The 18,515-nt window shown below is 68.6% G+C and carries 34 protein-coding genes; 8 read left to right on the plus strand and 26 right to left on the minus strand.

All coding sequences use genetic code 11. The features are described 5' to 3' along the window. Positions 1-5: 5 nt before the first annotated feature. From ACQPYD_RS16095 to ACQPYD_RS16125, 7 genes are all read left to right on the plus strand, one after another. Positions 6-1,244, plus strand: a complete 1,239-nt coding sequence (locus ACQPYD_RS16095) for a hypothetical protein (protein ID WP_433701791.1) — start codon at positions 6-8, stop codon at positions 1,242-1,244. Next, positions 1,244-3,181 (plus strand): hypothetical protein, encoded by a 1,938-nt coding sequence (locus tag ACQPYD_RS16100; RefSeq protein WP_433701792.1) that lies wholly within the window; start codon positions 1,244-1,246, stop codon positions 3,179-3,181. The genes ACQPYD_RS16095 and ACQPYD_RS16100 overlap by 1 nt, the downstream gene beginning before the upstream one ends. Before the next feature lie 188 nt (positions 3,182-3,369). Further along, entirely contained in the window at positions 3,370-3,783 is a 414-nt protein-coding gene (locus tag ACQPYD_RS16105) for a hypothetical protein (protein ID WP_433701793.1), read from the plus strand. A 35-nt stretch (positions 3,784-3,818) separates the two neighbouring features. Continuing rightward, positions 3,819-4,136: a hypothetical protein gene (locus ACQPYD_RS16110; RefSeq protein ID WP_433701795.1), complete on the plus strand. Its 318-nt coding sequence runs from the start codon at positions 3,819-3,821 to the stop codon at positions 4,134-4,136. Between the two features lie 60 nt (positions 4,137-4,196). Then, positions 4,197-4,349: a hypothetical protein gene (locus ACQPYD_RS16115; RefSeq protein ID WP_433701796.1), complete on the plus strand. Its 153-nt coding sequence runs from the start codon at positions 4,197-4,199 to the stop codon at positions 4,347-4,349. Continuing rightward, positions 4,346-5,167, plus strand: a complete 822-nt coding sequence (locus ACQPYD_RS16120; RefSeq protein WP_433701797.1) for a peptidoglycan recognition protein family protein — start codon at positions 4,346-4,348, stop codon at positions 5,165-5,167. Before ACQPYD_RS16115 ends, ACQPYD_RS16120 begins: the two co-directional genes overlap by 4 nt. Before the next feature lie 49 nt (positions 5,168-5,216). Beyond that, positions 5,217-5,408, plus strand: coding sequence for a hypothetical protein (locus ACQPYD_RS16125; RefSeq protein ID WP_433701798.1), 192 nt, complete (start codon positions 5,217-5,219; stop codon positions 5,406-5,408). 57 nt (positions 5,409-5,465) lie between these two features. Here ACQPYD_RS16125 and ACQPYD_RS16130 read toward each other — a convergent pair whose 3' ends face one another. From ACQPYD_RS16130 to ACQPYD_RS16240, 23 genes are all read right to left on the minus strand, one after another. After that, entirely contained in the window at positions 5,466-6,269 is an 804-nt protein-coding gene (locus tag ACQPYD_RS16130) for a hypothetical protein (protein WP_433701799.1), read from the minus strand. A gap of 96 nt (positions 6,270-6,365) precedes the next feature. After that, on the minus strand, positions 6,366-7,046 hold the full coding sequence (locus tag ACQPYD_RS16135) for a phage minor head protein (protein ID WP_433701800.1): 681 nt from the start codon (positions 7,044-7,046) through the stop codon (positions 6,366-6,368). 109 nt (positions 7,047-7,155) lie between these two features. Beyond that, a complete protein-coding gene (locus ACQPYD_RS16140) occupies positions 7,156-7,668 on the minus strand; it encodes a hypothetical protein (protein ID WP_433701801.1) in 513 nt (170 codons plus the stop codon). Then, positions 7,661-7,990 (minus strand): hypothetical protein, encoded by a 330-nt coding sequence (locus ACQPYD_RS16145; RefSeq protein WP_433701802.1) that lies wholly within the window; start codon positions 7,988-7,990, stop codon positions 7,661-7,663. The genes ACQPYD_RS16140 and ACQPYD_RS16145 overlap by 8 nt, the downstream gene beginning before the upstream one ends. After that, positions 7,987-8,289 carry a hypothetical protein gene (locus ACQPYD_RS16150; RefSeq protein WP_433701803.1) on the minus strand — a complete coding sequence of 101 codons (303 nt, stop codon included), beginning with the start codon at positions 8,287-8,289 and terminating at the stop codon, positions 7,987-7,989. Before ACQPYD_RS16150 ends, ACQPYD_RS16145 begins: the two co-directional genes overlap by 4 nt. A gap of 210 nt (positions 8,290-8,499) precedes the next feature. Beyond that, positions 8,500-8,670, minus strand: coding sequence for a hypothetical protein (locus tag ACQPYD_RS16155; protein ID WP_433701804.1), 171 nt, complete (start codon positions 8,668-8,670; stop codon positions 8,500-8,502). Continuing rightward, positions 8,670-9,104, minus strand: a complete 435-nt coding sequence (locus ACQPYD_RS16160) for a single-stranded DNA-binding protein (protein WP_433701805.1) — start codon at positions 9,102-9,104, stop codon at positions 8,670-8,672. The genes ACQPYD_RS16155 and ACQPYD_RS16160 overlap by 1 nt, the downstream gene beginning before the upstream one ends. Then, positions 9,104-9,286 carry a hypothetical protein gene (locus tag ACQPYD_RS16165; RefSeq protein ID WP_433701806.1) on the minus strand — a complete coding sequence of 61 codons (183 nt, stop codon included), beginning with the start codon at positions 9,284-9,286 and terminating at the stop codon, positions 9,104-9,106. The genes ACQPYD_RS16160 and ACQPYD_RS16165 overlap by 1 nt, the downstream gene beginning before the upstream one ends. Then, on the minus strand, positions 9,286-9,450 hold the full coding sequence (locus ACQPYD_RS16170) for a hypothetical protein (RefSeq protein WP_433701807.1): 165 nt from the start codon (positions 9,448-9,450) through the stop codon (positions 9,286-9,288). Before ACQPYD_RS16170 ends, ACQPYD_RS16165 begins: the two co-directional genes overlap by 1 nt. After that, positions 9,447-9,782 (minus strand): DNA translocase FtsK, encoded by a 336-nt coding sequence (locus ACQPYD_RS16175; RefSeq protein WP_433701808.1) that lies wholly within the window; start codon positions 9,780-9,782, stop codon positions 9,447-9,449. The genes ACQPYD_RS16170 and ACQPYD_RS16175 overlap by 4 nt, the downstream gene beginning before the upstream one ends. Positions 9,783-9,936: 154 nt before the next feature. Continuing rightward, the gene (locus tag ACQPYD_RS16180) at positions 9,937-11,118 is read right to left on the minus strand and encodes a DNA cytosine methyltransferase (RefSeq protein ID WP_433701809.1); all 1,182 of its coding nucleotides are present in this window, start codon (positions 11,116-11,118) and stop codon (positions 9,937-9,939) included. Then, a complete protein-coding gene (locus ACQPYD_RS16185) occupies positions 11,118-12,470 on the minus strand; it encodes a replicative DNA helicase (protein ID WP_433701810.1) in 1,353 nt (450 codons plus the stop codon). The genes ACQPYD_RS16180 and ACQPYD_RS16185 overlap by 1 nt, the downstream gene beginning before the upstream one ends. Next, the gene (locus tag ACQPYD_RS16190) at positions 12,467-13,084 is read right to left on the minus strand and encodes an ATP-binding protein (protein WP_433701811.1); all 618 of its coding nucleotides are present in this window, start codon (positions 13,082-13,084) and stop codon (positions 12,467-12,469) included. The genes ACQPYD_RS16185 and ACQPYD_RS16190 overlap by 4 nt, the downstream gene beginning before the upstream one ends. Then, positions 13,081-14,166: a hypothetical protein gene (locus ACQPYD_RS16195; protein ID WP_433701812.1), complete on the minus strand. Its 1,086-nt coding sequence runs from the start codon at positions 14,164-14,166 to the stop codon at positions 13,081-13,083. Before ACQPYD_RS16195 ends, ACQPYD_RS16190 begins: the two co-directional genes overlap by 4 nt. Positions 14,167-14,223: 57 nt before the next feature. Then, positions 14,224-14,472: a hypothetical protein gene (locus ACQPYD_RS16200; RefSeq protein WP_433701813.1), complete on the minus strand. Its 249-nt coding sequence runs from the start codon at positions 14,470-14,472 to the stop codon at positions 14,224-14,226. Then, positions 14,469-14,915, minus strand: a complete 447-nt coding sequence (locus ACQPYD_RS16205) for a hypothetical protein (RefSeq protein WP_433701814.1) — start codon at positions 14,913-14,915, stop codon at positions 14,469-14,471. The genes ACQPYD_RS16200 and ACQPYD_RS16205 overlap by 4 nt, the downstream gene beginning before the upstream one ends. Positions 14,916-15,188: 273 nt before the next feature. Next, on the minus strand, positions 15,189-15,452 hold the full coding sequence (locus tag ACQPYD_RS16210) for a hypothetical protein (protein WP_433701815.1): 264 nt from the start codon (positions 15,450-15,452) through the stop codon (positions 15,189-15,191). Between the two features lie 60 nt (positions 15,453-15,512). Next, complete coding sequence (locus tag ACQPYD_RS16215; RefSeq protein ID WP_433701816.1) at positions 15,513-15,872, minus strand: hypothetical protein; 360 nt, start codon at positions 15,870-15,872, stop codon at positions 15,513-15,515. Positions 15,873-15,944: 72 nt separating this feature from the next. After that, on the minus strand, positions 15,945-16,238 hold the full coding sequence (locus tag ACQPYD_RS16220; protein WP_433701817.1) for a hypothetical protein: 294 nt from the start codon (positions 16,236-16,238) through the stop codon (positions 15,945-15,947). Beyond that, positions 16,235-16,417 carry a hypothetical protein gene (locus ACQPYD_RS16225; protein ID WP_433701818.1) on the minus strand — a complete coding sequence of 61 codons (183 nt, stop codon included), beginning with the start codon at positions 16,415-16,417 and terminating at the stop codon, positions 16,235-16,237. The genes ACQPYD_RS16220 and ACQPYD_RS16225 overlap by 4 nt, the downstream gene beginning before the upstream one ends. A gap of 16 nt (positions 16,418-16,433) precedes the next feature. After that, the gene (locus ACQPYD_RS16230) at positions 16,434-16,652 is read right to left on the minus strand and encodes a hypothetical protein (protein WP_433701819.1); all 219 of its coding nucleotides are present in this window, start codon (positions 16,650-16,652) and stop codon (positions 16,434-16,436) included. Between the two features lie 97 nt (positions 16,653-16,749). Next, positions 16,750-16,950 carry a hypothetical protein gene (locus tag ACQPYD_RS16235; protein ID WP_433701820.1) on the minus strand — a complete coding sequence of 67 codons (201 nt, stop codon included), beginning with the start codon at positions 16,948-16,950 and terminating at the stop codon, positions 16,750-16,752. A 36-nt stretch (positions 16,951-16,986) separates the two neighbouring features. After that, entirely contained in the window at positions 16,987-17,175 is a 189-nt protein-coding gene (locus ACQPYD_RS16240; protein ID WP_433701821.1) for a hypothetical protein, read from the minus strand. 120 nt (positions 17,176-17,295) lie between these two features. On the opposite strand from ACQPYD_RS16240, the gene ACQPYD_RS16245 reads away from it, so the two are divergent. Beyond that, positions 17,296-17,478: a hypothetical protein gene (locus ACQPYD_RS16245; protein ID WP_433701822.1), complete on the plus strand. Its 183-nt coding sequence runs from the start codon at positions 17,296-17,298 to the stop codon at positions 17,476-17,478. 50 nt (positions 17,479-17,528) lie between these two features. On the opposite strand, the gene ACQPYD_RS16250 is transcribed toward ACQPYD_RS16245, so the two are convergent. Genes ACQPYD_RS16250 through ACQPYD_RS16260 form a run of 3 tightly spaced genes read right to left on the minus strand, consistent with a single transcriptional unit; the run spans position 17,529 to position 18,495 of the window. Beyond that, positions 17,529-17,762 carry a hypothetical protein gene (locus tag ACQPYD_RS16250; RefSeq protein WP_433701823.1) on the minus strand — a complete coding sequence of 78 codons (234 nt, stop codon included), beginning with the start codon at positions 17,760-17,762 and terminating at the stop codon, positions 17,529-17,531. Beyond that, entirely contained in the window at positions 17,759-18,115 is a 357-nt protein-coding gene (locus ACQPYD_RS16255; protein ID WP_433701824.1) for a hypothetical protein, read from the minus strand. Before ACQPYD_RS16255 ends, ACQPYD_RS16250 begins: the two co-directional genes overlap by 4 nt. Further along, a complete protein-coding gene (locus ACQPYD_RS16260) occupies positions 18,112-18,495 on the minus strand; it encodes a hypothetical protein (protein ID WP_433701825.1) in 384 nt (127 codons plus the stop codon). Before ACQPYD_RS16260 ends, ACQPYD_RS16255 begins: the two co-directional genes overlap by 4 nt. Positions 18,496-18,515 lie beyond the last annotated feature (20 nt).

Below are 18,515 nucleotides of genomic sequence, written 5' to 3' on the forward strand. Positions count from 1 at the left end.
TGCCCATGTGGCGGTGCTACGCACAGCGCGCACTCACGGACGAGTGGCTGTCCCGCGACCTGCCCCTGTCCAACCTCAAGGTCACCACGACGCTGTCGGGGCCGTGCCGGGTGACTGGGTCCATCGACCCGATCTACCGGGATCTGATCGCTGACGACGGCGAGCTCCTCCTGCTCCCGTGGAAGACGTGGGTGTGGGTGGAGGCCTCCGATCAGATCCGCGGCGGAGGTCTGGTCACCGATGTGAAGACCGCTGGCTCTGAGCTGGACGTGGAGATCACCGGGGTGACCGGGTGCCTGACGGGTCAGCCGCTGCTGAACAACTTGCGGTGGGGTGGCAAAGAGGCGGGGACCACGGGCAACGGTGTGGATCCCTTCGACGTGTACCGGGCGCTGTGGACGTGGCTCCAGTCCCGCGCGGGCGGCAACCTCGGCGTCACCGTGGACAGCACGAGCACTCCGTACCGCCTCGGCGAGTGGCACAACACGAGGGCGCTCAAGGAAGACGGCAGCCTCGGCCCCGCGAAGGAGATCGCTACGACGCCCGTGCCGATCGACAAGGTGTGGGTGCCCGCGAAGGACAAGAAGCCCGTCGCAGCCAGCGGGAAGACGGTCTACTGGCAGTACCAGTTGAACTGGTGGGACAACCACGAGTTGGGCCGCGTCGCGGATGAGATGGCCCGCCAGACGCCCTACGACTACCGCGAACGGTACTCGTGGGCCTCCTCCGCGAAAGAGGCCGTGGTCAAGCACGTCCCTCTCGGCTACCCGCGCCTCGGCGGACGGTCCACGAAGCGGTTCGCGGAGCAGGAGAACATCTCCGAGGTCCTCACCATCCAGCGGTCCGGCGACGACTACGCGAACCTGGTCACCGCCTACGGGGCGGGCGAGGGCTCAAAGATGCTCCGCGCGAACGCCTCGGTGACTGACGGCAGGGTGCGCCGGTCCCGCACCGTGGAACGCCCCGACATCACCTCACAGGCCGCCCTGCAAGCGGTCGCAGACGACGAACTGCGGCGCTGGAATTCGGTCGAGGACATTCTCGGATTCACCGTGATGGACCACCCGAACGCCAGGATCGGCACGTTCGACGTCGGCGACGACGTCCTCGTGCACGCCTACTCCGGATGGGCTCCCATCGACCTGTGGGTGCGCATCACCTCCATGACCCTCTCCCCCGACACGGGCGAAGTCGCTGTCACCTGTTCCCGCTCCGACCGATTCCGATACGGGGGTGCCACCTGATGGACGCCCAGACGCAGCGCGCACTGGCCGAGTACACACGTGAGCTCACTCGCCTCACCTCACAGGTAGAAGCCCTGAGCCGCGGGCAGCGAACCTCTCAGCTCGCCCATTCCTCCTTGGAGGAAGGGCAGACGATCGAGGCCCGCGACGAGACCGGCGCTCTCCGCGGCCGGTGGGGTTGGGTGGACGGCGCCGTCGGCCTCGTCACCGAGGGCGGCGACCCGGTGTCCGCGCCGACCGCTCCGACCGTCACCCCTTCTCTCGGTGGCCTCCGCGTCACGTGGGACGGCCTGCTGTCCGGCGACCCCGCGATCCCGGTGGACTTCGACCACATGGCCGTGCACGTCAGCACGAGCGCGGGCTTCACGCCCAGCGCCGCGACCTACGTCGGGTCCATCCGTCGCGCCGGCGAGGGCGGCATGCTCCCCGTGGTGCCGCTCCCCTACGTGCCCCACTACGTCGTGCTCATCCCCGTGACCACCGGGGGTGTGCAAGGCGAAGCGTCCGCCGAGGTGGCTGCGACGCCTCTTCAGACCTCCGGGGTCGACCTCGAAGCGGACTCGATCGAGGCCGTGCACATCAAGGCGGGGGCCGTGGAAGCCGACAAGCTGCAAGCCGTTCTCGCGCTGGTCACGACCATCATCGCGGGCATCCCCGGGGCGGCCCGCGTCGAGATGGACCAAGACGGGCTCAGGGGCTACAACTCGGAGAACGAGCTCATCTTCGCGATCGACTCCAGCGGCAACGCCGTCTTCTCCGGTGACATCGTCGCGTCCGAGATCAGCGGCAGTCGCTTCCTCATGACTTCCTCCTCAGGGGCGACAGGCGCGATCGAGGGGAACTCGGGGGGTGTCACCAACCAGGTTCAGTCCGGGAACATGGGCGCGTCCCTCGCAGCCACCGGCTCGCAGGCGAACTTCACCGCCCGATCGGACATCTTCAGCGCGAGCAGCCCACTGGCGGGCTTCGCGGCGTCCGGCTCTGCCGTGTCCTTCGCCCTGGACTCCAGCGCCACGTCCGCTGACGGCCTCCCCTCGGTGACGGGCACCGCCACCCCGGAGGTATCCCAGCTCACCATCTGGTCCAAACGCAACAGCCTCGCGGACCCGCGTGCGAGCCTGACCGCGACAGGCACCGACACCAGCGGCACATGGACGTCAGCAAGCGGATCCCAGGTGCAGGTCTCAGCGAACGCGAGCACGGCTCGGGTGCTGATGACGCCCCCTGCCGCCACCGACCCGGGCGACGCTTCCGGGCCCGGCTACGTATTCGCTCACCGCACACCGGGGGACGACACGGCGTCGGTGTCCCTCCAGAGCCCCATGTGGCAGGCCAACACCGGCCCGGAGTACCAGCGCAGGTCGGCGATCTTCGCCGAGGGCGCGCTCCCTTCGCGCACGTACACGCGGGTGCTCCTCCAGGCGCGGCGGGTCCTGGTCGGCGGAGAGTCGGTGTCGGGGACGTGGGACACCACCACCGACGGCGTCGTGGAGCTCGCGGACACCCACAGCCTCTACGCACCCCGCCACGCCCCCCTGCGCACCGACATGGCCACCGCCCCCGGCGGCGGCGCCACGGGTACGTGGATCCCCTTCTCCGGGTCGGCGTGGCCCCCGCTCACCTTCCGCACAGGCTGGTCAGGCAGGGTGCGCGTCACCATCACCGGGGCGGCAGGCAACAACAACTCGGCCACATCCACCGTGCACATGGGCTTCGCCCTCACCGGGGGCTCCTCCGTGCCGGCCGCCGTCGCCCGCGCCTGGTCCGCCCGAGGAGTGGTCATGCAGTGCTGCTCCCGCGTCGTCTATCTGGACCTCGTCGCAAACGCGACCTACACGCTGACGCCCGCGTGGAACTACAACAACGGCACGGTCGGCAGCACCGTCAACTGGTACACGACCTACGAACACTCCATGGTCGTCGAACCCCTCGCCTAGGAGGACTCATGTCCGAGAGCACGCCCCCGGAGGAGTCGCCGGAGACTCCGACGATCGACCCGCCTCCCATCATCGACCCGCCTCCGACTGAGCCGCCTCTGCCAGATCCCGGGTCTCCCCCGGACACCCCTCCCGGCACGGGCACCGAGTACCCGCCCGACCCGCCAGACGTCGAATAGGAGCCGCCCGTGCACCGCCTGCGCCGCACCCTCGACACCCTCGGGCTCGCACCCTTCGAGGCCATGCTCGGAACCGTCGGCATCATCAGCGGCGCAGCCACCATCCTCGGAACCGCCCCACCATCCATCCACCAGGGCCTACCCGCTCCCATGGTCCTCGCGTGGGGAGTCATCCTCATCATCGGATCGCTGCTCATCCTCACCGGTCTCACCCTCCAGCAGCTCCGGGTGGAACAGGCCGGACTCGTGCTCCTCGCGGCGACCACTCTCATCTACGGAGCGGCCATCATCGTCGTCCAGCCCGCCGCGGCAATCACCCCGGCGGCCACCTATGTGCTCTTCGCAGCTGCCTGTCTGCTGCGCATTCGCGTGCTCACCCAGGCCATGGCAGCGCGCACCCTGCCCGGATCGGAGGCCGACTGATGGGCCTTGAGGGCGTACTCGTCGGGGGCACGGGGGTGAGCCTGCTCGGTGCTCTGGCGTGGGCGCTGACGTTCCTCGTGAAGGCGTCGCAGACCCGGTCTGACGCGGGAACTGCCACGGTGACGGACGCCGCCGCCGCGAACGCCGCCCTCGTCAGCTCACTCACCGGATTGCAGCAGGAGAACGAACGCCTCCGCGGGCGAGTCACGTCCCTGGAGGACGAGCTGGAAGCGCGCGACGCCCGCATCGACGCGCTCGAATCCCGTGTCAGGGAGATGGAAGCCCGCCTCCACACGGAGCAGACCCGCCTGAGGGCATTGGCCGATGAGCTGGCCGAGCTGCGTCAGCGCTGACCCGATTTCTCCACATTCGCCCCGGCGTGCCCGGGGCTTTCCCATGCCCAGGAGGCACACGTGACCGAGCAGGACCCCAACGCCTTCGTCTTCGACCCCGAGGTCGAACCGGGCCCCCACGACGCCGGCCGCGACGCGGTCGGCGCCACCGAGAACCCGCACCCGGCCGAACCCGACGACGCCGGGTGCACCTGCGAGGAGGACCACGCATGAAGCTCGTCTCCCGCGCCGCGTGGGGCGCGCGCTCCCGCACCACCTCCACGAACATCACCCCCAGCCGCGGCGGGACGTCCATCCACTACGTGGGTGCCTCGGCCATCAACGACTCCCACTCGGCGTGCGCGGGGCGGGTGCGCGGCATCCAGAACCACCACATCAACGGCAACGGGTGGAGCGACATCGCCTACAGCCTGTTGGTGTGCGCCCACGGTTACGTGTTCGTCGGCCGGGGCGTCAACCGGCGCACCGCCGCGAACGGCACCAACTCCGGCAACCAGAACTGGTACGCGGTGTGTGCGCTGCTCGGCGGCTCCCAGAAGCCCACGCCGGAGATGGTGCAGGGCATCAGGGACGCGGTCGCGTACCTGCGCAAGTCCGGCGGGGCGGGTGCGCGGGTGAACGGCCACCGCGACCACCTGGCCACCTCGTGCCCCGGGGGGCCGCTGTACGCGATGGTCCGCGACGGCACGTTCACCTCCGGCGGGTCCACGGCCCCGGGCGGGGGTTCATCCAAGCCCGCGCCGAAGCCCGGCACGAAGGCGCCGAAGTTCCCGCTGAAGTCCGGCCACTGGTACGGGCCCGAGTCTTCGAACTCCCGCAACCACAGCGGCTACTACTCCTCGGCGCGACCCGGTATCCGGCAGATCCGGGACCGGCTGCGTGAGCGCGGCTGGTCCGTCGCCGCGGGCGACCGGTACGACACCAAGCTCGCCGGCGTCATCCGCCAGTTCCAGGCCGAGAAGGACCTCGCCGTCGACGGCCTCACCGGGTCGCAGACCTGGCGGGCCCTGTGGGAGGAGGCGATCACGTGAGCAACGGCTGGTCCTGGCTGTAACCCCACCCCTGAGAGAGAAGAGCACCATGCGCATCGAAGCCAAGGTCGTCATCGCGGCGATCGCGTCCATCCTCACCCCGATCGTCGCCGGGTTCCTGCCCGATGTGGACGTGTCCTCCGTGGACGCCGTCGTCGTCGGCGTCGTGTCCCTCGTGGTCACTTTCGCCGCCGGGTACCTCGCCCCGCACACGAGCCGCCCCGACGTCCCGGTGAAGTAGCCGCCGCACCTCGCCCCCGTCCTCTTCGGAGGGCGGGGGCTTTCGTCATGCCCGGGGTCAGGCCGCCGCGACCTTCTTCCGATCGAGGAAGTCCATGATCTCCCCGAGCGGGAATCGCGCCGGCTTCGACCCAGGCACGGCGTGGATCTTCCCCTCGGCCGCGAGCTTGCGGACGTACCGGTCGCTGATCTGCTTCCCGAGCGCCCGACTGGCCATGGACGCCTCGGCTGCGGTTACGAGCCTCTCCGGCGCCGCCGCAACTGCCCGCTTGACGGCCGCGTCCCGCCTCGCCTCCGGGTCCTCGATCTCGCCCGTGCACCCTTCCGTGCGGCACCACGCCCGGTCGGCGCCGACGAGCCCGTACACCTTCCCTGCGCACTTCGGGCACTCCCCCGCGTACACGCGTTCCGCGGGCCGGTCCACACACCTGCGCACCTCGCGGACGACGTACCGGATCTGCTGCACGCACTCGTCGCCCCACTCAGCGCTGCGGACGATCACGCCTTGCCCGTGGAGCCACTGAGCCATGGACGCGATCGTGTCCGCAGGCGGGGTTCCGCCGCTCTGGTCCATCACTACCCGGCACCACGTGGACAGCATGCTGTGCAGGTAACGGCGCACGTCGCTGGCGGCCTCGTTGATGAGGAGCGGGATCTCGTCGCCCCCGCCGCGCCCGCCTCCACCACCGCCGAACCGCGCCTGCTTCGCGATTGCGATGTCCAGGTCGACGTCCAGGCCGTGCACGTCCCCGGTCGCCCACAGCGCCCTCAGGTCCGCCATCATCCCGCCCACACACGGTGAGCACACCACACCGGAGTCCATCTCGGACTGGCACAGGCGGCACATCAGGTGGTACGTCATGGAATCTCCCCCGTGGTCGTACTATGTGACCACGGGGAAGAGCGATCTTCTCAGCAGTGGGAGAGGGCCTGCCATCGGGGGATGCGGGCCCTTTCCTCATGTCCGGGGTATGACCCTGCACCGGCACGAAGGGTGAGTGGGCGGAAGGCCCTGGAAGCCGTCCCACAGCCGCCGCGGAACGCCGGGTCCTCTGGGGTTGGCGAACTTCTCGCCGGATGGCACGCGCTTCCCGTTGAGCGCGCCGCACACCGCGCACGCCTTGCCGTCGCGTCGCGTTACCCATTCGAGGTCGAGCCCCAGCCAACGGGCATAGGAGTACGTCGCGCTCGACGCCGCTTGGTGGATCTTGGTGACCGCGAGGATCCGCATCCGCCGCCGGAAACGGGCCAACTCCACGGCCGCTGGCGTGGGCGTAACGGGTGCGGTCGTCGTCTCGGGCGCCTCCCCTGCGATGGCCGCATCGATCCTGCGTGCGACGTCCTCCACGACCGCCCTGACGTCCGCCTCAACGGTCGTGGGCATGGGTTCCACGGCCAGCTGACGCATCCGTGCACGCCTGCCCGCCGCGCCCTGTAGGACGATCTGAGCGCCCGTGGTGAACCCGCGCTGCGCCGCCGCTGACACCGCGCCCGTGAGCGCCGCGAGGACAGCGAGGACCGCCGCACCACTGAGCCCCGCCGCAACCGCAGCGGTGATGATCGCCTGGATCTCCTCGTCGGCCTGCTGCTCGGCGGCGTCGAGCTGCTGGGCGGGGGTGGTCTGCGTCGGCGTGGTCACGTGCCCTCCATACGGTTTCGGGGATGGTACCCCTGTCCTGCCTGCTCTCATGACGGTGTGCGATGCTGACGCGGGGCCCGGGGTGCTGTTTCCACCCCGGGCCCTTCCGTCATCCTCCAGCGATCTCCTTCGCCCGCGCGATGGCATCGTCGGGACTGGCGTGATCTTCGACGCTCCCCCGCCACGCGGTCATCCAGCTGTCGCCGTGCGGGTACACGTCCACACCGTCGTAGTCCATGCGGGTCACGCGGGTGAGCAGGTCACGGAGACGGTCGACCTCCGCTTCCAGCGCCTCGATCTTCTGCTCCCGCCCGATCAGCTCCTCGGTAACGAATCCCCCGAGCTGACCACGAATCCCATCGATGAGCAGCGCGGGCGTGGAGACGTTCGGGAAGCACTCTCCGAACCAGAACCGGATGGCCTCTTCGTAGAGGTCCGCGATCAGGCGTCCGTCGGTGACGGTGGGGTGGAGGCTGTTGAAGGCGACCTCCGCGAGCTTGGCCGCGTCGTCCCGCAGTGCCGCGAAATCCCCGCACATGCTGTGACCCTCAGGGGCGACGTCGTGGAGGCGGCACAGCTCCTCGTGGAGCGCCGTGGTGAGACGGGTCAGGGTGTCAGGCATCGTCGCCTCCCAGCGCGCGGATGGTCGGGCAGGGCCACGGCACCGCCATGTCGGTGGCCCCGCACTCGCGGCAGGCGCGCTCGATCGTGCCGTACTCGGAAGGGTCGTCGTCGGAGTTCCAGCCGCTGCGCGGGTTCGGGTCGGGCTGGTGAATCTGCCGGATGCGCGCCACGGCGTTCACCGCGCCCACGACACGCTTGGCGTCCTCCCGGGTGTCCATGATCCCGAGGAACCTGTCCTCGTCGCTGGGCTGGTCGGTGTACTTGCGTTCGTAGAGAGTGCGGCCGAGCTTGCGGCCAACACGCCACGGGGCGGGGGTCACTGGTCCTCCTCGGGCTTGGTGCTGCTGTTGCCGCCGACGTAGGTGTCCATGTGGTGCAGGTGCGTCTCCGGCTCCTCCCAGAAGCTGGGGTGGAAGGTCCCGTTGGGCTCCTCGGTGAGTCGCAGCCCAAGGTGGAACGCGTCGTGGGCGCGACGGAGGGCGGTCGGCTTGTCTGCTTCGAGGGCGGCTTCCACGGCCCGCCAGATCATGGCGTTGCGGTGGACCTCGTCGGGCGGCAGGTACCCGCCGATGCTGTCGATGTACGCGTACACGGCTTCGTAGGCCCGCTGGTTAGACATGGTGCTCCTTCGTCCGGCAGTCGGGGCACAGGTCGCCCCGCTTGCGCTTGGCCTTGCTGGTGGGTGCCCGCCACCCCTCGGCGCGGGCCAACTCGCGGATCTCAGACGCCTTCCTCACAGCCAACGTCGCGTTGAAGTACGCGGGACAGCCCGCCCGGGAGCACCACAGCGTGTACACCCGAGCGAGACCGTCATCGCTGCGCAAGGCAGTCATCCTGCTTCGTCCTCGTGGATGGCCCTCAGCTTCACTGCCAGGTCGGTAATCCTGCGGCCGACTGCGGCAAGCTCCTCGTGGTCAGCGGCGTTCACCCACGACCCGTTGATGGAGACGACGTCCCCGAGCGTCACAGTGTGGATGCGAACTTCGGTGACGTCGCTCATCAGAACGGAGCCTCCTCGTTGCTGAACCCGGGTCGGCCGCCCTGCCCCCACGGGTCGGCCTGCTGCTGCCCGCCGGAGAACCCGCCCTGCTGCTGGCGGGGCGGCATCAGCGCCCGCCCGATCTCGCGGATGATCACCTCGTCCGCGCTGCGCTTCTGGCCGTCCTTCTCCCACTGATCGGTCTTGATCTCCCCGCGCACCGTCACCAGGTCGCCCTTCTGGAGGTTCGCCTCGGCGATCGCCTCGGCGGTCCGAGCGAACGCCGTGCCGCGCCCCCACCAGGTATCGCCGTCCTCCCACTGGTCGGTCTGCGGGTTCTTGCGGCGGGAGTTGGACACGAGGCGGAGCTTCGCAATCGCGGTTCCGGACTGGCTCCACTTGATCTCAGGGGCGTCGACGAGACGCGCGGTCACGGTCAGGTTCGGCAGGGACATCAGTTCTCCTTGGTGCATCGGGGGCAGGTCACGGTTGTGCCTGCGGGGAGCGGCGGCATGGTGGCCTCGTCGAGCGGGACGTGGCAGACGGTGCGGGTGCGCCGTGTCGCCCACCCCCGCCCGGGGTCCTCGCGGGCGGGGGCGAGGCGGTGGGTGTGGTCGCCGTGGCGGACGACAGCCATCACGCCTCCTGTTCGATCTGCGCTGCGATGTGCGGCCACACCCTGCGGATGGTCTGCTCCAGCTGCCACCGCTGGAACTCGACGGCGACCGAGTTCGGCTGCTCGCTGTCCGGCGCGACGATCGCGGCCATCACGGCGGCGACCTGTTCGTCGGTGGGGGTCATCGGGGGCCCTCCCCAACGGGTCGGGCACCCTCTGCTGCGGCTGCGCGGATCCACGCGGTGCTGCGCTCCCAGTCCTCGTGCAGCTCGTCCAAGACCGCGCCAAGCTCGTCGCGGCTGCGCAGGACGTCGCGGGCGATGGTGCCGTCCGCGGGGCCGACGATCCCCCACCCCTCCATGAGGTCGAGGACACGGCGGGTCCGGTCGTAGGACAGGCCCGTGTGCCGCATAACGAAGGACTGGGCGGCGAACTGCTGCGTCAGGACGAGCACGGACACCTTGCAGACGTCCCAGTAGTCCTCGTGGAGTGGCGGGCGGCCGGTTTGCGTAGACATGTCCCCTCCCGGGGCTGTGGTGAGCGTCAGGCGCTCAGATTTCTTGAGTGTGACTCGGGGTGCTGACAAACCTGTACGGCCGTCAGCGTGCGTTGTGCGGGCGTATGAGAGGATCGGGGGCGTGCCCCGCCAGCTAGACCCTGGCGGGGCGCACCTATGCGGCCACTTCGGCAGTCACGCGCTCCAGAAGGAGACGGAGCGCGAGCGACCCCTGCTGCGGGACGACACCGTTTCCCAGGGCGTGCAACTGCTCGGCGCGCTTCAGTCCGATCTCCGGTGCGGTCACATGGCCGGCGGGCAAGCCCATCAGCCACTCCACGAAGCGGGGGCTGAGCTGTGCCCGACCGCCCTTGCCCGTCGGGTCCGTGGGTGCCGGGACCTGGCGGCCCATGGTCGGCTCCCACCGGGCGATAGCGGCGGCGTACTGGGCGAAGCGCTCCGGCTGGACAGCGACCGGCAACGCCAAGTCGCCCTTGGAGCCGCGTTGGTTCGGTCCGCCGTGCGTCCCGTCCGACGCCCAGGGCGTCGGAAGAAGCGCCAGGCCCTCGACGACATTGGGGAGCTGGTCGGGGTAGCCCCGGCCCTTGGAGTCTCGGGCCCGGGGTGTGGGCAGGAGGGAGATTGCAGTCCTCAGGTCCAGGCCGCCCTGGCCGTGCACGCCCGGCCCAGCCGAGTCCGACACCCGCGGGGTAGGCAGGAGCGTCACACCGCCGGGAACAGTACGCCCTGGTCCTCGGGAGCGGAGGGTGAACGCCGGCGGCTGCTCTTGCGGCCACGCGACGAGGAAGACCCTGTCGCGTCGGTGCGGCGCTCCGACGTCAGAGGCGGCGACAGTTGTCCATTCCGCATCGAACCCTGCGTCGGCAAGGCCGGCGAGTACGGCACCGAGTGCCCGCATAGGAGGCTGACGGTCGGGGTCTCCCATGCACCCCGGGCAGAATTCCAGGTCGCTGTCGGCGGCTTCGTGTCGGAGCCCGGGGACATTCTCGATCACTACCAATCGGGGTCGGAGGATGCGGATGATGTGGAGGACGTACAGCCACAGGCCGGAGCGGGTGCCTGCGCGCATGCCTGCCTTGCGTCCGGCAACGGACACGTCCTGACACGGGAACCCGGCGGTGAGGATGTCGACCGCCAGGCCGAGGGCGAGGATGGCCTTCCAGTCCACAGCGGTGATGTCGCCCAAGTTCGGCACGTGCGGGTAGTGGTGGGCGAGGATCTTCGCGGCGCCCGGGTCGGGATCCGCGACCCACGCGAGTTCGGCGTCGAGAACGGACTGCACGGACATTCCCAGGCCCTCGTAGCCGCTGCAGAGACTGCCGATCGTCAGGGCCATCACGCACCGCCCCAGTTCGTCCCGGCCATGTCCACGATCCGGCTGTAGTGGCCCTGGAACGCGAGCTCCACCACGCGCCCGGACGTGCCACCACGGTTCTTCGCCACGTCGATGTCGATCTCCCCGGCCCGCACCGACTCCTTGTCGCGGGTGTCCTCACGGTCGAGGAGCAGCACGATGTCCGCGTCCTGCTCGATCGACCCGGACTCACGCAGGTCGCTGAGCTGAGGCTTCTTGTCCGTCCGCTTCGTCGACTCCCTGTTCAGCTGCGACAGGACGACGATCACGATCCCGAACTCCTTCGCGAGCTTTTTCAACCCGCGGCTGATCTTCGACACTTCCTGCTGGCGGGACTCACTCGTGGGCCCGTCGAACAGCTGGAGATAGTCGACGATGACCAGGTCGATCTTGTGGGTGCGGGTGTGCCGGCGCAGACGAGACCGCATGTGCGGAAGGCTGATGTTGAAGTCGTCGGACATCCAGAACGGGGCCAAATCCCACACCTGCTTGACCTTCGCAACCCGGTCCCAGTCCGCCTCGTCGAGCTCGCGGTCGCGGATCTTCTGGAGCAGCACCCCGGACTCGGCCGCCATGATGCGCTGCCCCAGCTCCAGGTTCGTCATCTCCAGGGAGAACATCACCGTGCCCACCTGGTGGTGCATCGCGTTGTGGCGGGCGAAATCCGCAGCCACCACGGACTTGCCGACTCCGGGCCGGGCGCCCACGATGACGACTTGCCCCGGCTTGGTCGAGCGGATGACCTCCCGCAGGTCCGCATACGGCGGGGTGACCGCGCCCTGCTCATCGGTGGCGTCCTGGTCGTCCACGACCTCCCGATACACCTCGCTGGAGTGCACCAAATCCACGCCACCCGCGGTGGACAGCGCCTCAACGTCCATGATCATCTGCTGGCAGTGCGCGATGAGCTCCGCGAGATCGCCGTCACCGCTGTAACCCACCTGCGCCGTGCGGGTGCCGACCTCGATCAAACGCCGCAGCACAGCCTTGTCGGAGACGATCTTGGCGTAGTAGCCGGCGTTGGCTGCGGTGGGAATCGCGTCCGTGCACTTGTACAGGTACAGGGACCCGCCGTACCGTCCCGCCTCCCCCGCTCGGAGGAGCTCGTTGTCGACGGAGATGACGTCCACGGGCTCGCCTGCGTCGGACAGGCGCACGATCGCGTCGTAGATGAGCTGGTTAGCGGGCCGGTAGAAGTCTCCGGGACGGATGATCCCGGACACCTGGGTGATGGCATCGCGGCTGATCATCATGCCGCCGACAACGGACATCTCGGCCTGCTCGTCGAACGGGGGCAGGCGGTCGGAGGTGGTCTCTTCTTCGTAGGTGGTCATGCGGTCCTCCTGCGGTCGTCGCCGCGCAACACCACGAACGTCGCCTCGTCCTGCAAGCGGCTGGAAGCACGGGGGCCAACGAGTGTCTTCAGATCCTCGGGGTGGGCCTTGCCGTCCGCGTCCGCGGTCATGTTCGCGGTCAACGCGATCGGCAGGCCGTGCTTCCAGCGGTCATTGATGATCGTGTGGAGGTTGTCGGAGTCCCAGTCCTGGAGGCCGACGGCGCCGATGTCGTCGATCGCGAGCATGTCCGCCTTCGTCCACCTGGCGAGCTGCTCTTCGTCGCGGTTGCGGGCGGCGCGCTTGAGGTCGTAGGCCTCCACCACCTCGAAGCGGCCCTTCCACCCGGCGCGGATCAGGGTCTCCCCCGACTTCCACAGCGACCAGGTCTTCCCGGCGCCGATGCCGCCGGCGAGGACGAGGGATCCGGCGTCGCCCTTGTAGAGGGCGCGGCACCAGGCGAGGAGTCGCGGGTCGAGCTGCCCTTCGGCGGCGAACCGCTTCGGGCGCTTGGCAAGGAAGGTCGCCACGCGGTGTTCGATCTGTTCGCGGATCACGGACTGCTGGGCTTCGCGCAGGTGCGCTTCCCGGTCAGTGGGGTCAAAGTCGGTCACAGGGAGTTCCTCAGGTCTTCGTCGGTCACGGTGTCCCAGTACGAGTTGTCGGGGACGTCATTGCGGGAGCCGCCCACGACGCGGCGGGCGACAGAAGGCTTGGTGTTCGCGGCCTGGTTGACGAAGCCAGCCAGAGCCGAGGGACCGCACTCCTTGGCCATCCAGGCGGTGATGCCAGCGCGGATGAGATCCGGAGAGAAGCCTTCGTCGAGGAGACCCTTGATCTCCTTGGACATCTGGCCGATGGTGCGCTTCGGGGGGCGGACGTTGCACTGGTCGATCCACCAGCCGGTGAGGGTTCCGGCGTTCTCGGCCTTGGGGGAAGTGCGCGCCGAAGACGGAGTCTTCGGAATTTCTTCCTCGCCCAAAGACACACCTGCACCCTCACCTACACCTGCACCAACACCGGAGGGTTTCGGGAAGGGTTTCTGAAACCCTTCGGCGAACCCTTCCCACAGCGACTCCGGGAGCATCGGCTGGCGGTCGTTGACCTGCGTGTTCTCCTGAGCGGTGCGCGTGATCGGGATGACCTCCGCGCGCTTGCCCTGCTCAGGCACCTCGAAAGGGCTCAGGGAAGGCTTCCGAGGGGGTTCCATGAACCCTTCCGGAAGGGTTCCGAGAAGGGTTGGGCGAAGGGTTCCGATAAGGGTTCGGGTCTTCTCCGCGCGCTCCGCTTCCAGAAGGTCAAGCGGCAGCCGGTCCACCTCGTGCCAGATGACGGCCTTGAGAGCGTCGGACATGGTGTTGTTCGCGTGCCCGAGGGCGCTCTTCAGCACGTTGGGCTGCTTCCACAGTCCGTCGTTGCGGATGAACGTCCTGATGAGAACCTCTTCAGTCTCCTCGTCGACGATCACGTACCAGTGCGCCTGAAGCTGCTCCAAGGCGCTCTCGATGCGGTCCGCGGTGAGGCCGTTGGCGAGCTTCTTCCACCTCCGGTCCTGGAGTGGGAGAACGCCGGCGCCGTTGAGGTTGGGCTGGGAGAGCAGGGTGAAGTACATCCACTGCGAGTCCACGTCGAGGCGGGTCTTGAAGTGGTCGTCCTTCCAGACCTCAGACTTGATCTGTGCGTAGTTTCGGGCCATTGCTGGCGCCCCCGTGTGTTCGGTGTCGGTTGGTTGGTGGGGGTAGCAGGGCGGGGTTCAGCTGGTCGGTACTTGGAGTTCGCAGTACCGTCTCGCCCGCCACGCGTTCCCGACGGGCGGGAGGCCGAGTTCCATGCCGTCGATGAGGTCGTCGACCTGGTGGTGCACCTGCGCTCGGAGGAGTTCGAGGGCTTCGACGACGTCCTTCGCGTCGCCTCCCCCGGCGGCGATCTCGCCGGCCATCACCCGGGCGAGCGTGCCCAGCGCGGTGTCGTGGGCGACGGTGGCGGCCCCGAGGGGGCTCATCGGGTCGTCCTGCGGCAGTCGTGGCAGCTCGCGTCCCCGTCGGCGTTCCACTGGGGCTTGCCGCACTTCGCGCACGGGGTCTTCGTGTGCGCGGGCGTGGGGGTGCTGAAGGGCTCGTAGAGGTAGTCGGGGTCAAGGTCGGGGTCGGGCTCTTGCTGGTAGCAGTAGTCGCAGGTGCAGGTGTGGTTTCGGTAGTCGGTGACCTGGTCCTCGAACTCCTGGTGGGGGTCTCCGGCCAGTGCGCCCCATTGGGCCGTCTCGGCTTCGGCGGCCTTGCGGACGGTGCGGATCATGTCCTCGATGAGGTCGAGGTCGTGGAGGACGTAGCCGGGGTGCTCTTTGAGGTGGCCTCGGACTTCGAGGTCGGACCAGTGGGTGATGGTGTTCTGTGCGGCGATGGTGAGGCGTTCCATCTGCTGGCTGGTCGGGTCTTCGTGGTTCACGGGGCCCTCCTTGGGGGTCGGTCTGGTCTGTTCTGGTGCCCGTCCGCGCCTTGCACGCGGTGTCCGGCTGGGTCCGGTCGGGCTGAGGGTCAGGCGTCGTGGTTGCAGCAGACGCAGATGCCGTCGCCGTCGTAGACGTGGCCGTCTTCGCAGTCACCGTCCCAGTCGATGAGGTCGACCTGGTGGGCTCGGTTGTCGGTGCTCACGGTGTCTCCTAGGCGTCTTCGTGGTCGATCTCGTGGTCATACGGGTTCGTGGGGTCCCCCATGCGGGTCAGATCTTCCGCAGACGCTCGACCTCGCCCTTCAAGCGCTGCACCTCTCCCTCTAGGCGCTCGCGGCCCTGAAGGCTCTCCCAGTGCTTGGAAGCGAGGAAGCGGACCAGCTCGCCCACCGCCCACTCGGACGCCTTGTCGATCTCCGACCGGGACGGCGGCATCGGCGGGGCTTCGGGCGCACGCCCGGATGTGAGCCCGGCGCCGATGGCGTCCCGTACCTTGGCCCTGAGGGTGCGCTTCTCGTCTGGGGTGATGTCCACGTGGTCTCCTTCGAGGGGGTGGGCCGGGACGCACGTCGCGCCCCGGCTTCGGGCGGATGGTCAGGCGAAGACGTTGGTGTGCGCGTCGGTGTGCAGTCGGTCCATCAGCTCCGCGACGGGGCGGGCCAGGTCCAGCCACGCCAGCGGCCCCGGGGTGATCTCGACGGTGGTCTCGTCCTCGACGGTGCCGTCGGGACCCTCGTAGGCGAGGGTGATCTGGTAGTTCACGGTGCCGTCGCTGGTGAGGTTCCAGGTGGCGCGGCCCTCGACGTAGCCGGACGGCTCGTCGTCGACCTGAGAGGGGTAGGGCCGGCTGATGAGGAGGTCGGTGTCCTCGATCTCGGGGTAGACGGCGGACAGCCAGGGGTGGGCGTTGACGGCGCGGGCGGCGATGCTGCCGGGGATGTAGTTGGCGTTCACGGTGCTCTCCTTGGGGTTCGGTACGGTGGGGGTGGGCCCCGGGTGCTTTTCCCATCCGGGGCCTCACTCGTGTCAGGTGGTGGCGAGCAGTCGGCTTGCCGCGTGGCACCGTCCGCAGTACTCCTCGCGGACCCCGGTGGACGGGTCGGTGTACCCGGATGACCACTCGTGGCCGGTCTGCTCGCACTCGCGGACGGCGGCGTGGCTGGCGCAGAGGCCGGTCTTGCCCCTGAAGCGCCACCCCCACTCGCAGGTGAGCTTCTCGATGGCCTCTTCCTCGGTGTCGAAGTGCGGCGTGTACTCGTCGAAGGGCTCGCATCCGGGAGTGGAGCACTCAGCGGTGAAGCAGACGTGACGGCGGATCATCGGACGGTCTCCACTTCGTGCTGCGGGTTGAGGACGTAGGTGCCGATCTGCCCGCCGGGCGTGTAGAACCCGTAGGCGGTCACGGTGCGGCGGAGGAGGCTTCGGCGGATCGCGGTGATGCGGAAGTAGTGGCCGTCGTGGAGGAGGGTCATCCCTCGGCGGAGGCGGGAGGCTTTCACGGGTCTCCTTGGCTGGTCAGCGGACGTCGAAGCGGGCGATCACGTCGCGGATCTCCTCGACGGTCGCGTCGGCGGGGATGCGGGCCCGCAGCTCACCCATGAGGTGGTCGGCGACGTACTCGGGGAGCTGGTGGACGTCGGACCAGTCAGTGGGCTCCCAGCCGTCCTCGATCGAGTGGGTGAGGATGTCGCGGGCGGTCTGTCGGGCGGTGGCGAGGCGAGTGTCGCGAGCCATTTGAACTCCTTGATTCGAGGGGTTTACTAGCAGCTCTTTTGTGTTTTCGCAGGTCAGAGAATTCTTTAAAGGTGCTAGTAAAGTAAAGTCCTGGGGGTCAGCGGACGCCGTCGCGGTGCCACTGGGCAATCTGCTCGCTGGTCGGCTCGACCCAGTACGTGGTGCCGTGCGGGCAGATGTGGCCGTAGGCCTGATATCGGCCGACGATGATCGGCTCAGCGGTGCTGACGGTCACCTCGATCCCCAGGTCGGCCATCCCGGATCGGACTTCCTCGCGGCATCCCTCGTGGTCGGTCATGCGTCTCCTTGGTGTTGATCAAGCGCGAGTAGGCGGTCAGGCGACCTTGCGGCCGTCCTCCCAGATCTCCGCGATGCGGCCCTCGGCGTCGTGAATCGTGAGCTTGCGACCCCAGGAGCCGACGCCGCGAAGCTTGTCGCGGGCGTCTTCGAGGCTGCGGGCGCGGTCGCCTTCTTCCTGGCGGCGGTTGTCCCAGATGGACCAGGGGCGAGTGTCGCGAGCCATGTGCGTCTCCTTGCACTTCACGGGTGGACGTCCACCCTGCGATGTCTTGAATGTAGACCACTGGACGTCCACCCCGCAACCCCTCTCGACAGATTGGACGTCCACCTCTAACCTCGGAACATGGCCAACCAACACAAGAACCCGAACCGCAGCTTCCGACCGGACCCCCCGGAGGATTGGAAGGCCTTCGGTGACATCGCTGAAGAACAGGGCACGAACCGGCAAGCACTCCTGAACGGCTTCATGGCGTGGTTCCTCGGCCGGCCGGGAGCTGAGCTTCCGAAGCGCCCGATCGACGCCTGACCCTGCGGTCCTCGCATCAGCCCGCCGCTGTGCGGGCTTTTCGGCGTGCCTCACCACCCCGGCTCCGTGGGCGCGTACCGGACAAGACGCACCTGGTAGCTGTCAGCGGGGTACCCGTGATCGAGGAGCTCGGCCGCGTCGCGTCGCTGCTGGTCTTCGCGGATCTTCCGCTCCCACGCGCGGGCCTTCTCCAGGTCCGCCTTGTCGGTGTCCGTGGGGATCAGTGATGCGGCGTGGAGGGCCTGCTCGTAGGCGTCGGGTTCGGGGAGCTGGAGGACCATCACGCCGCCACCTCCCCTTCCATGAGCGCCCTTGCGGCGTTCCACCCGGCGTTCGTCAGCTCCCACACTTGAATCGGCTTGCCGTGCGTGGACTCCGCAGTCGAGGGGACGGTGATCGGGTGGCCCTGGATGGTGGCCTTGCGGATCAGCTGGCCGTGCTTGGGCGTGGGGAGCTGCCGGATGATCAGCCCGACGGCACCCTGCGAGGTCGGCGGCAGATAGTCGCGGAAGTCGTTCGCGGACACCCGGCCTTCCTGAAGGTGCGCGAAGACGAGTACGGCCTGGCGGATGAGCGCGGCGTCCCACTCGGTGACGCGGTCGGCCATGGCGGCGAGGTAGCGGTGAGCGTGAGTCATCTCGTCGTCTCCTTCGTCAGGCGCAGCGGGATCATTCCGTCGCGGATCTGGTCTGCGTGGTCAGCGGCAGCGAGCAGGGCAGCGGCCAGGCGGCGTGCGTCTTCCGTGGCGATTGATCGCACGTCGCCGCTGTCGAGGTCGTCCGGGGATCCCAGGTAGACGGCACTGGCGAGGTCCACGTCCATGCCGGAACGAACGATCCACCGGTCCATCTCCGCGCGTCGGCCGACCACGTGGGTTCCGGTGACGTGCCACTCGGGACCGGGGATGGGCTCGTCAGGTCCGGCGATACGGTCGGGCGCCGGGCGGTCGACGCTGTCGGCGGAGGCGAGCAGGGAGCGGAGTTCCTGGCGGAGGTCGGCGAGTGACTGGCTGGTCATGTCCCCTCCTCGGGGCGTGG

It is taken from the genome of Nocardiopsis sp. CA-288880, from assembly GCF_050955985.1.
GTDB classification, from domain to species: Bacteria; Actinomycetota; Actinomycetes; order Streptosporangiales; family Streptosporangiaceae; genus Nocardiopsis; species Nocardiopsis tropica.

Bases quoted from the DNA above. Each gene is read 5' to 3' on its own strand.
- ACQPYD_RS16125 (WP_433701798.1), top strand. From the start codon at position 5,217: ATGCGCATCGAAGCCAAGGTCGTCATCGCGGCGATCGCGTCCATCCTC.
- ACQPYD_RS16245 (WP_433701822.1), top strand. From the start codon at position 17,296: ATGGCCAACCAACACAAGAACCCGAACCGCAGCTTCCGACCGGACCCC.
- ACQPYD_RS16170 (WP_433701807.1), bottom strand. From the start codon at position 9,450: ATGACCCCCACCGACGAACAGGTCGCCGCCGTGATGGCCGCGATCGTC.
- ACQPYD_RS16255 (WP_433701824.1), bottom strand. From the start codon at position 18,115: ATGACTCACGCTCACCGCTACCTCGCCGCCATGGCCGACCGCGTCACC.
- ACQPYD_RS16175 (WP_433701808.1), bottom strand. From the start codon at position 9,782: ATGTCTACGCAAACCGGCCGCCCGCCACTCCACGAGGACTACTGGGAC.
- ACQPYD_RS16100 (WP_433701792.1), top strand. From the start codon at position 1,244: ATGGACGCCCAGACGCAGCGCGCACTGGCCGAGTACACACGTGAGCTC.
- ACQPYD_RS16195 (WP_433701812.1), bottom strand. From the start codon at position 14,166: ATGGCCCGAAACTACGCACAGATCAAGTCTGAGGTCTGGAAGGACGAC.
- ACQPYD_RS16180 (WP_433701809.1), bottom strand. From the start codon at position 11,118: ATGGCCCTGACGATCGGCAGTCTCTGCAGCGGCTACGAGGGCCTGGGA.
- ACQPYD_RS16235 (WP_433701820.1), bottom strand. From the start codon at position 16,950: ATGACCGACCACGAGGGATGCCGCGAGGAAGTCCGATCCGGGATGGCC.
- ACQPYD_RS16260 (WP_433701825.1), bottom strand. From the start codon at position 18,495: ATGACCAGCCAGTCACTCGCCGACCTCCGCCAGGAACTCCGCTCCCTG.
- ACQPYD_RS16220 (WP_433701817.1), bottom strand. From the start codon at position 16,238: ATGATCCGCCGTCACGTCTGCTTCACCGCTGAGTGCTCCACTCCCGGA.
- ACQPYD_RS16200 (WP_433701813.1), bottom strand. From the start codon at position 14,472: ATGAGCCCCCTCGGGGCCGCCACCGTCGCCCACGACACCGCGCTGGGC.
- ACQPYD_RS16120 (WP_433701797.1), top strand. From the start codon at position 4,346: ATGAAGCTCGTCTCCCGCGCCGCGTGGGGCGCGCGCTCCCGCACCACC.
- ACQPYD_RS16160 (WP_433701805.1), bottom strand. From the start codon at position 9,104: ATGTCCCTGCCGAACCTGACCGTGACCGCGCGTCTCGTCGACGCCCCT.
- ACQPYD_RS16230 (WP_433701819.1), bottom strand. From the start codon at position 16,652: ATGGCTCGCGACACTCGCCTCGCCACCGCCCGACAGACCGCCCGCGAC.
- ACQPYD_RS16185 (WP_433701810.1), bottom strand. From the start codon at position 12,470: ATGACCACCTACGAAGAAGAGACCACCTCCGACCGCCTGCCCCCGTTC.
- ACQPYD_RS16165 (WP_433701806.1), bottom strand. From the start codon at position 9,286: ATGGCTGTCGTCCGCCACGGCGACCACACCCACCGCCTCGCCCCCGCC.
- ACQPYD_RS16140 (WP_433701801.1), bottom strand. From the start codon at position 7,668: ATGCCTGACACCCTGACCCGTCTCACCACGGCGCTCCACGAGGAGCTG.
- ACQPYD_RS16155 (WP_433701804.1), bottom strand. From the start codon at position 8,670: ATGAGCGACGTCACCGAAGTTCGCATCCACACTGTGACGCTCGGGGAC.
- ACQPYD_RS16095 (WP_433701791.1), top strand. From the start codon at position 6: ATGTGGCGGTGCTACGCACAGCGCGCACTCACGGACGAGTGGCTGTCC.
- ACQPYD_RS16240 (WP_433701821.1), bottom strand. From the start codon at position 17,175: ATGGCTCGCGACACTCGCCCCTGGTCCATCTGGGACAACCGCCGCCAG.
- ACQPYD_RS16130 (WP_433701799.1), bottom strand. From the start codon at position 6,269: ATGACGTACCACCTGATGTGCCGCCTGTGCCAGTCCGAGATGGACTCC.
- ACQPYD_RS16150 (WP_433701803.1), bottom strand. From the start codon at position 8,289: ATGTCTAACCAGCGGGCCTACGAAGCCGTGTACGCGTACATCGACAGC.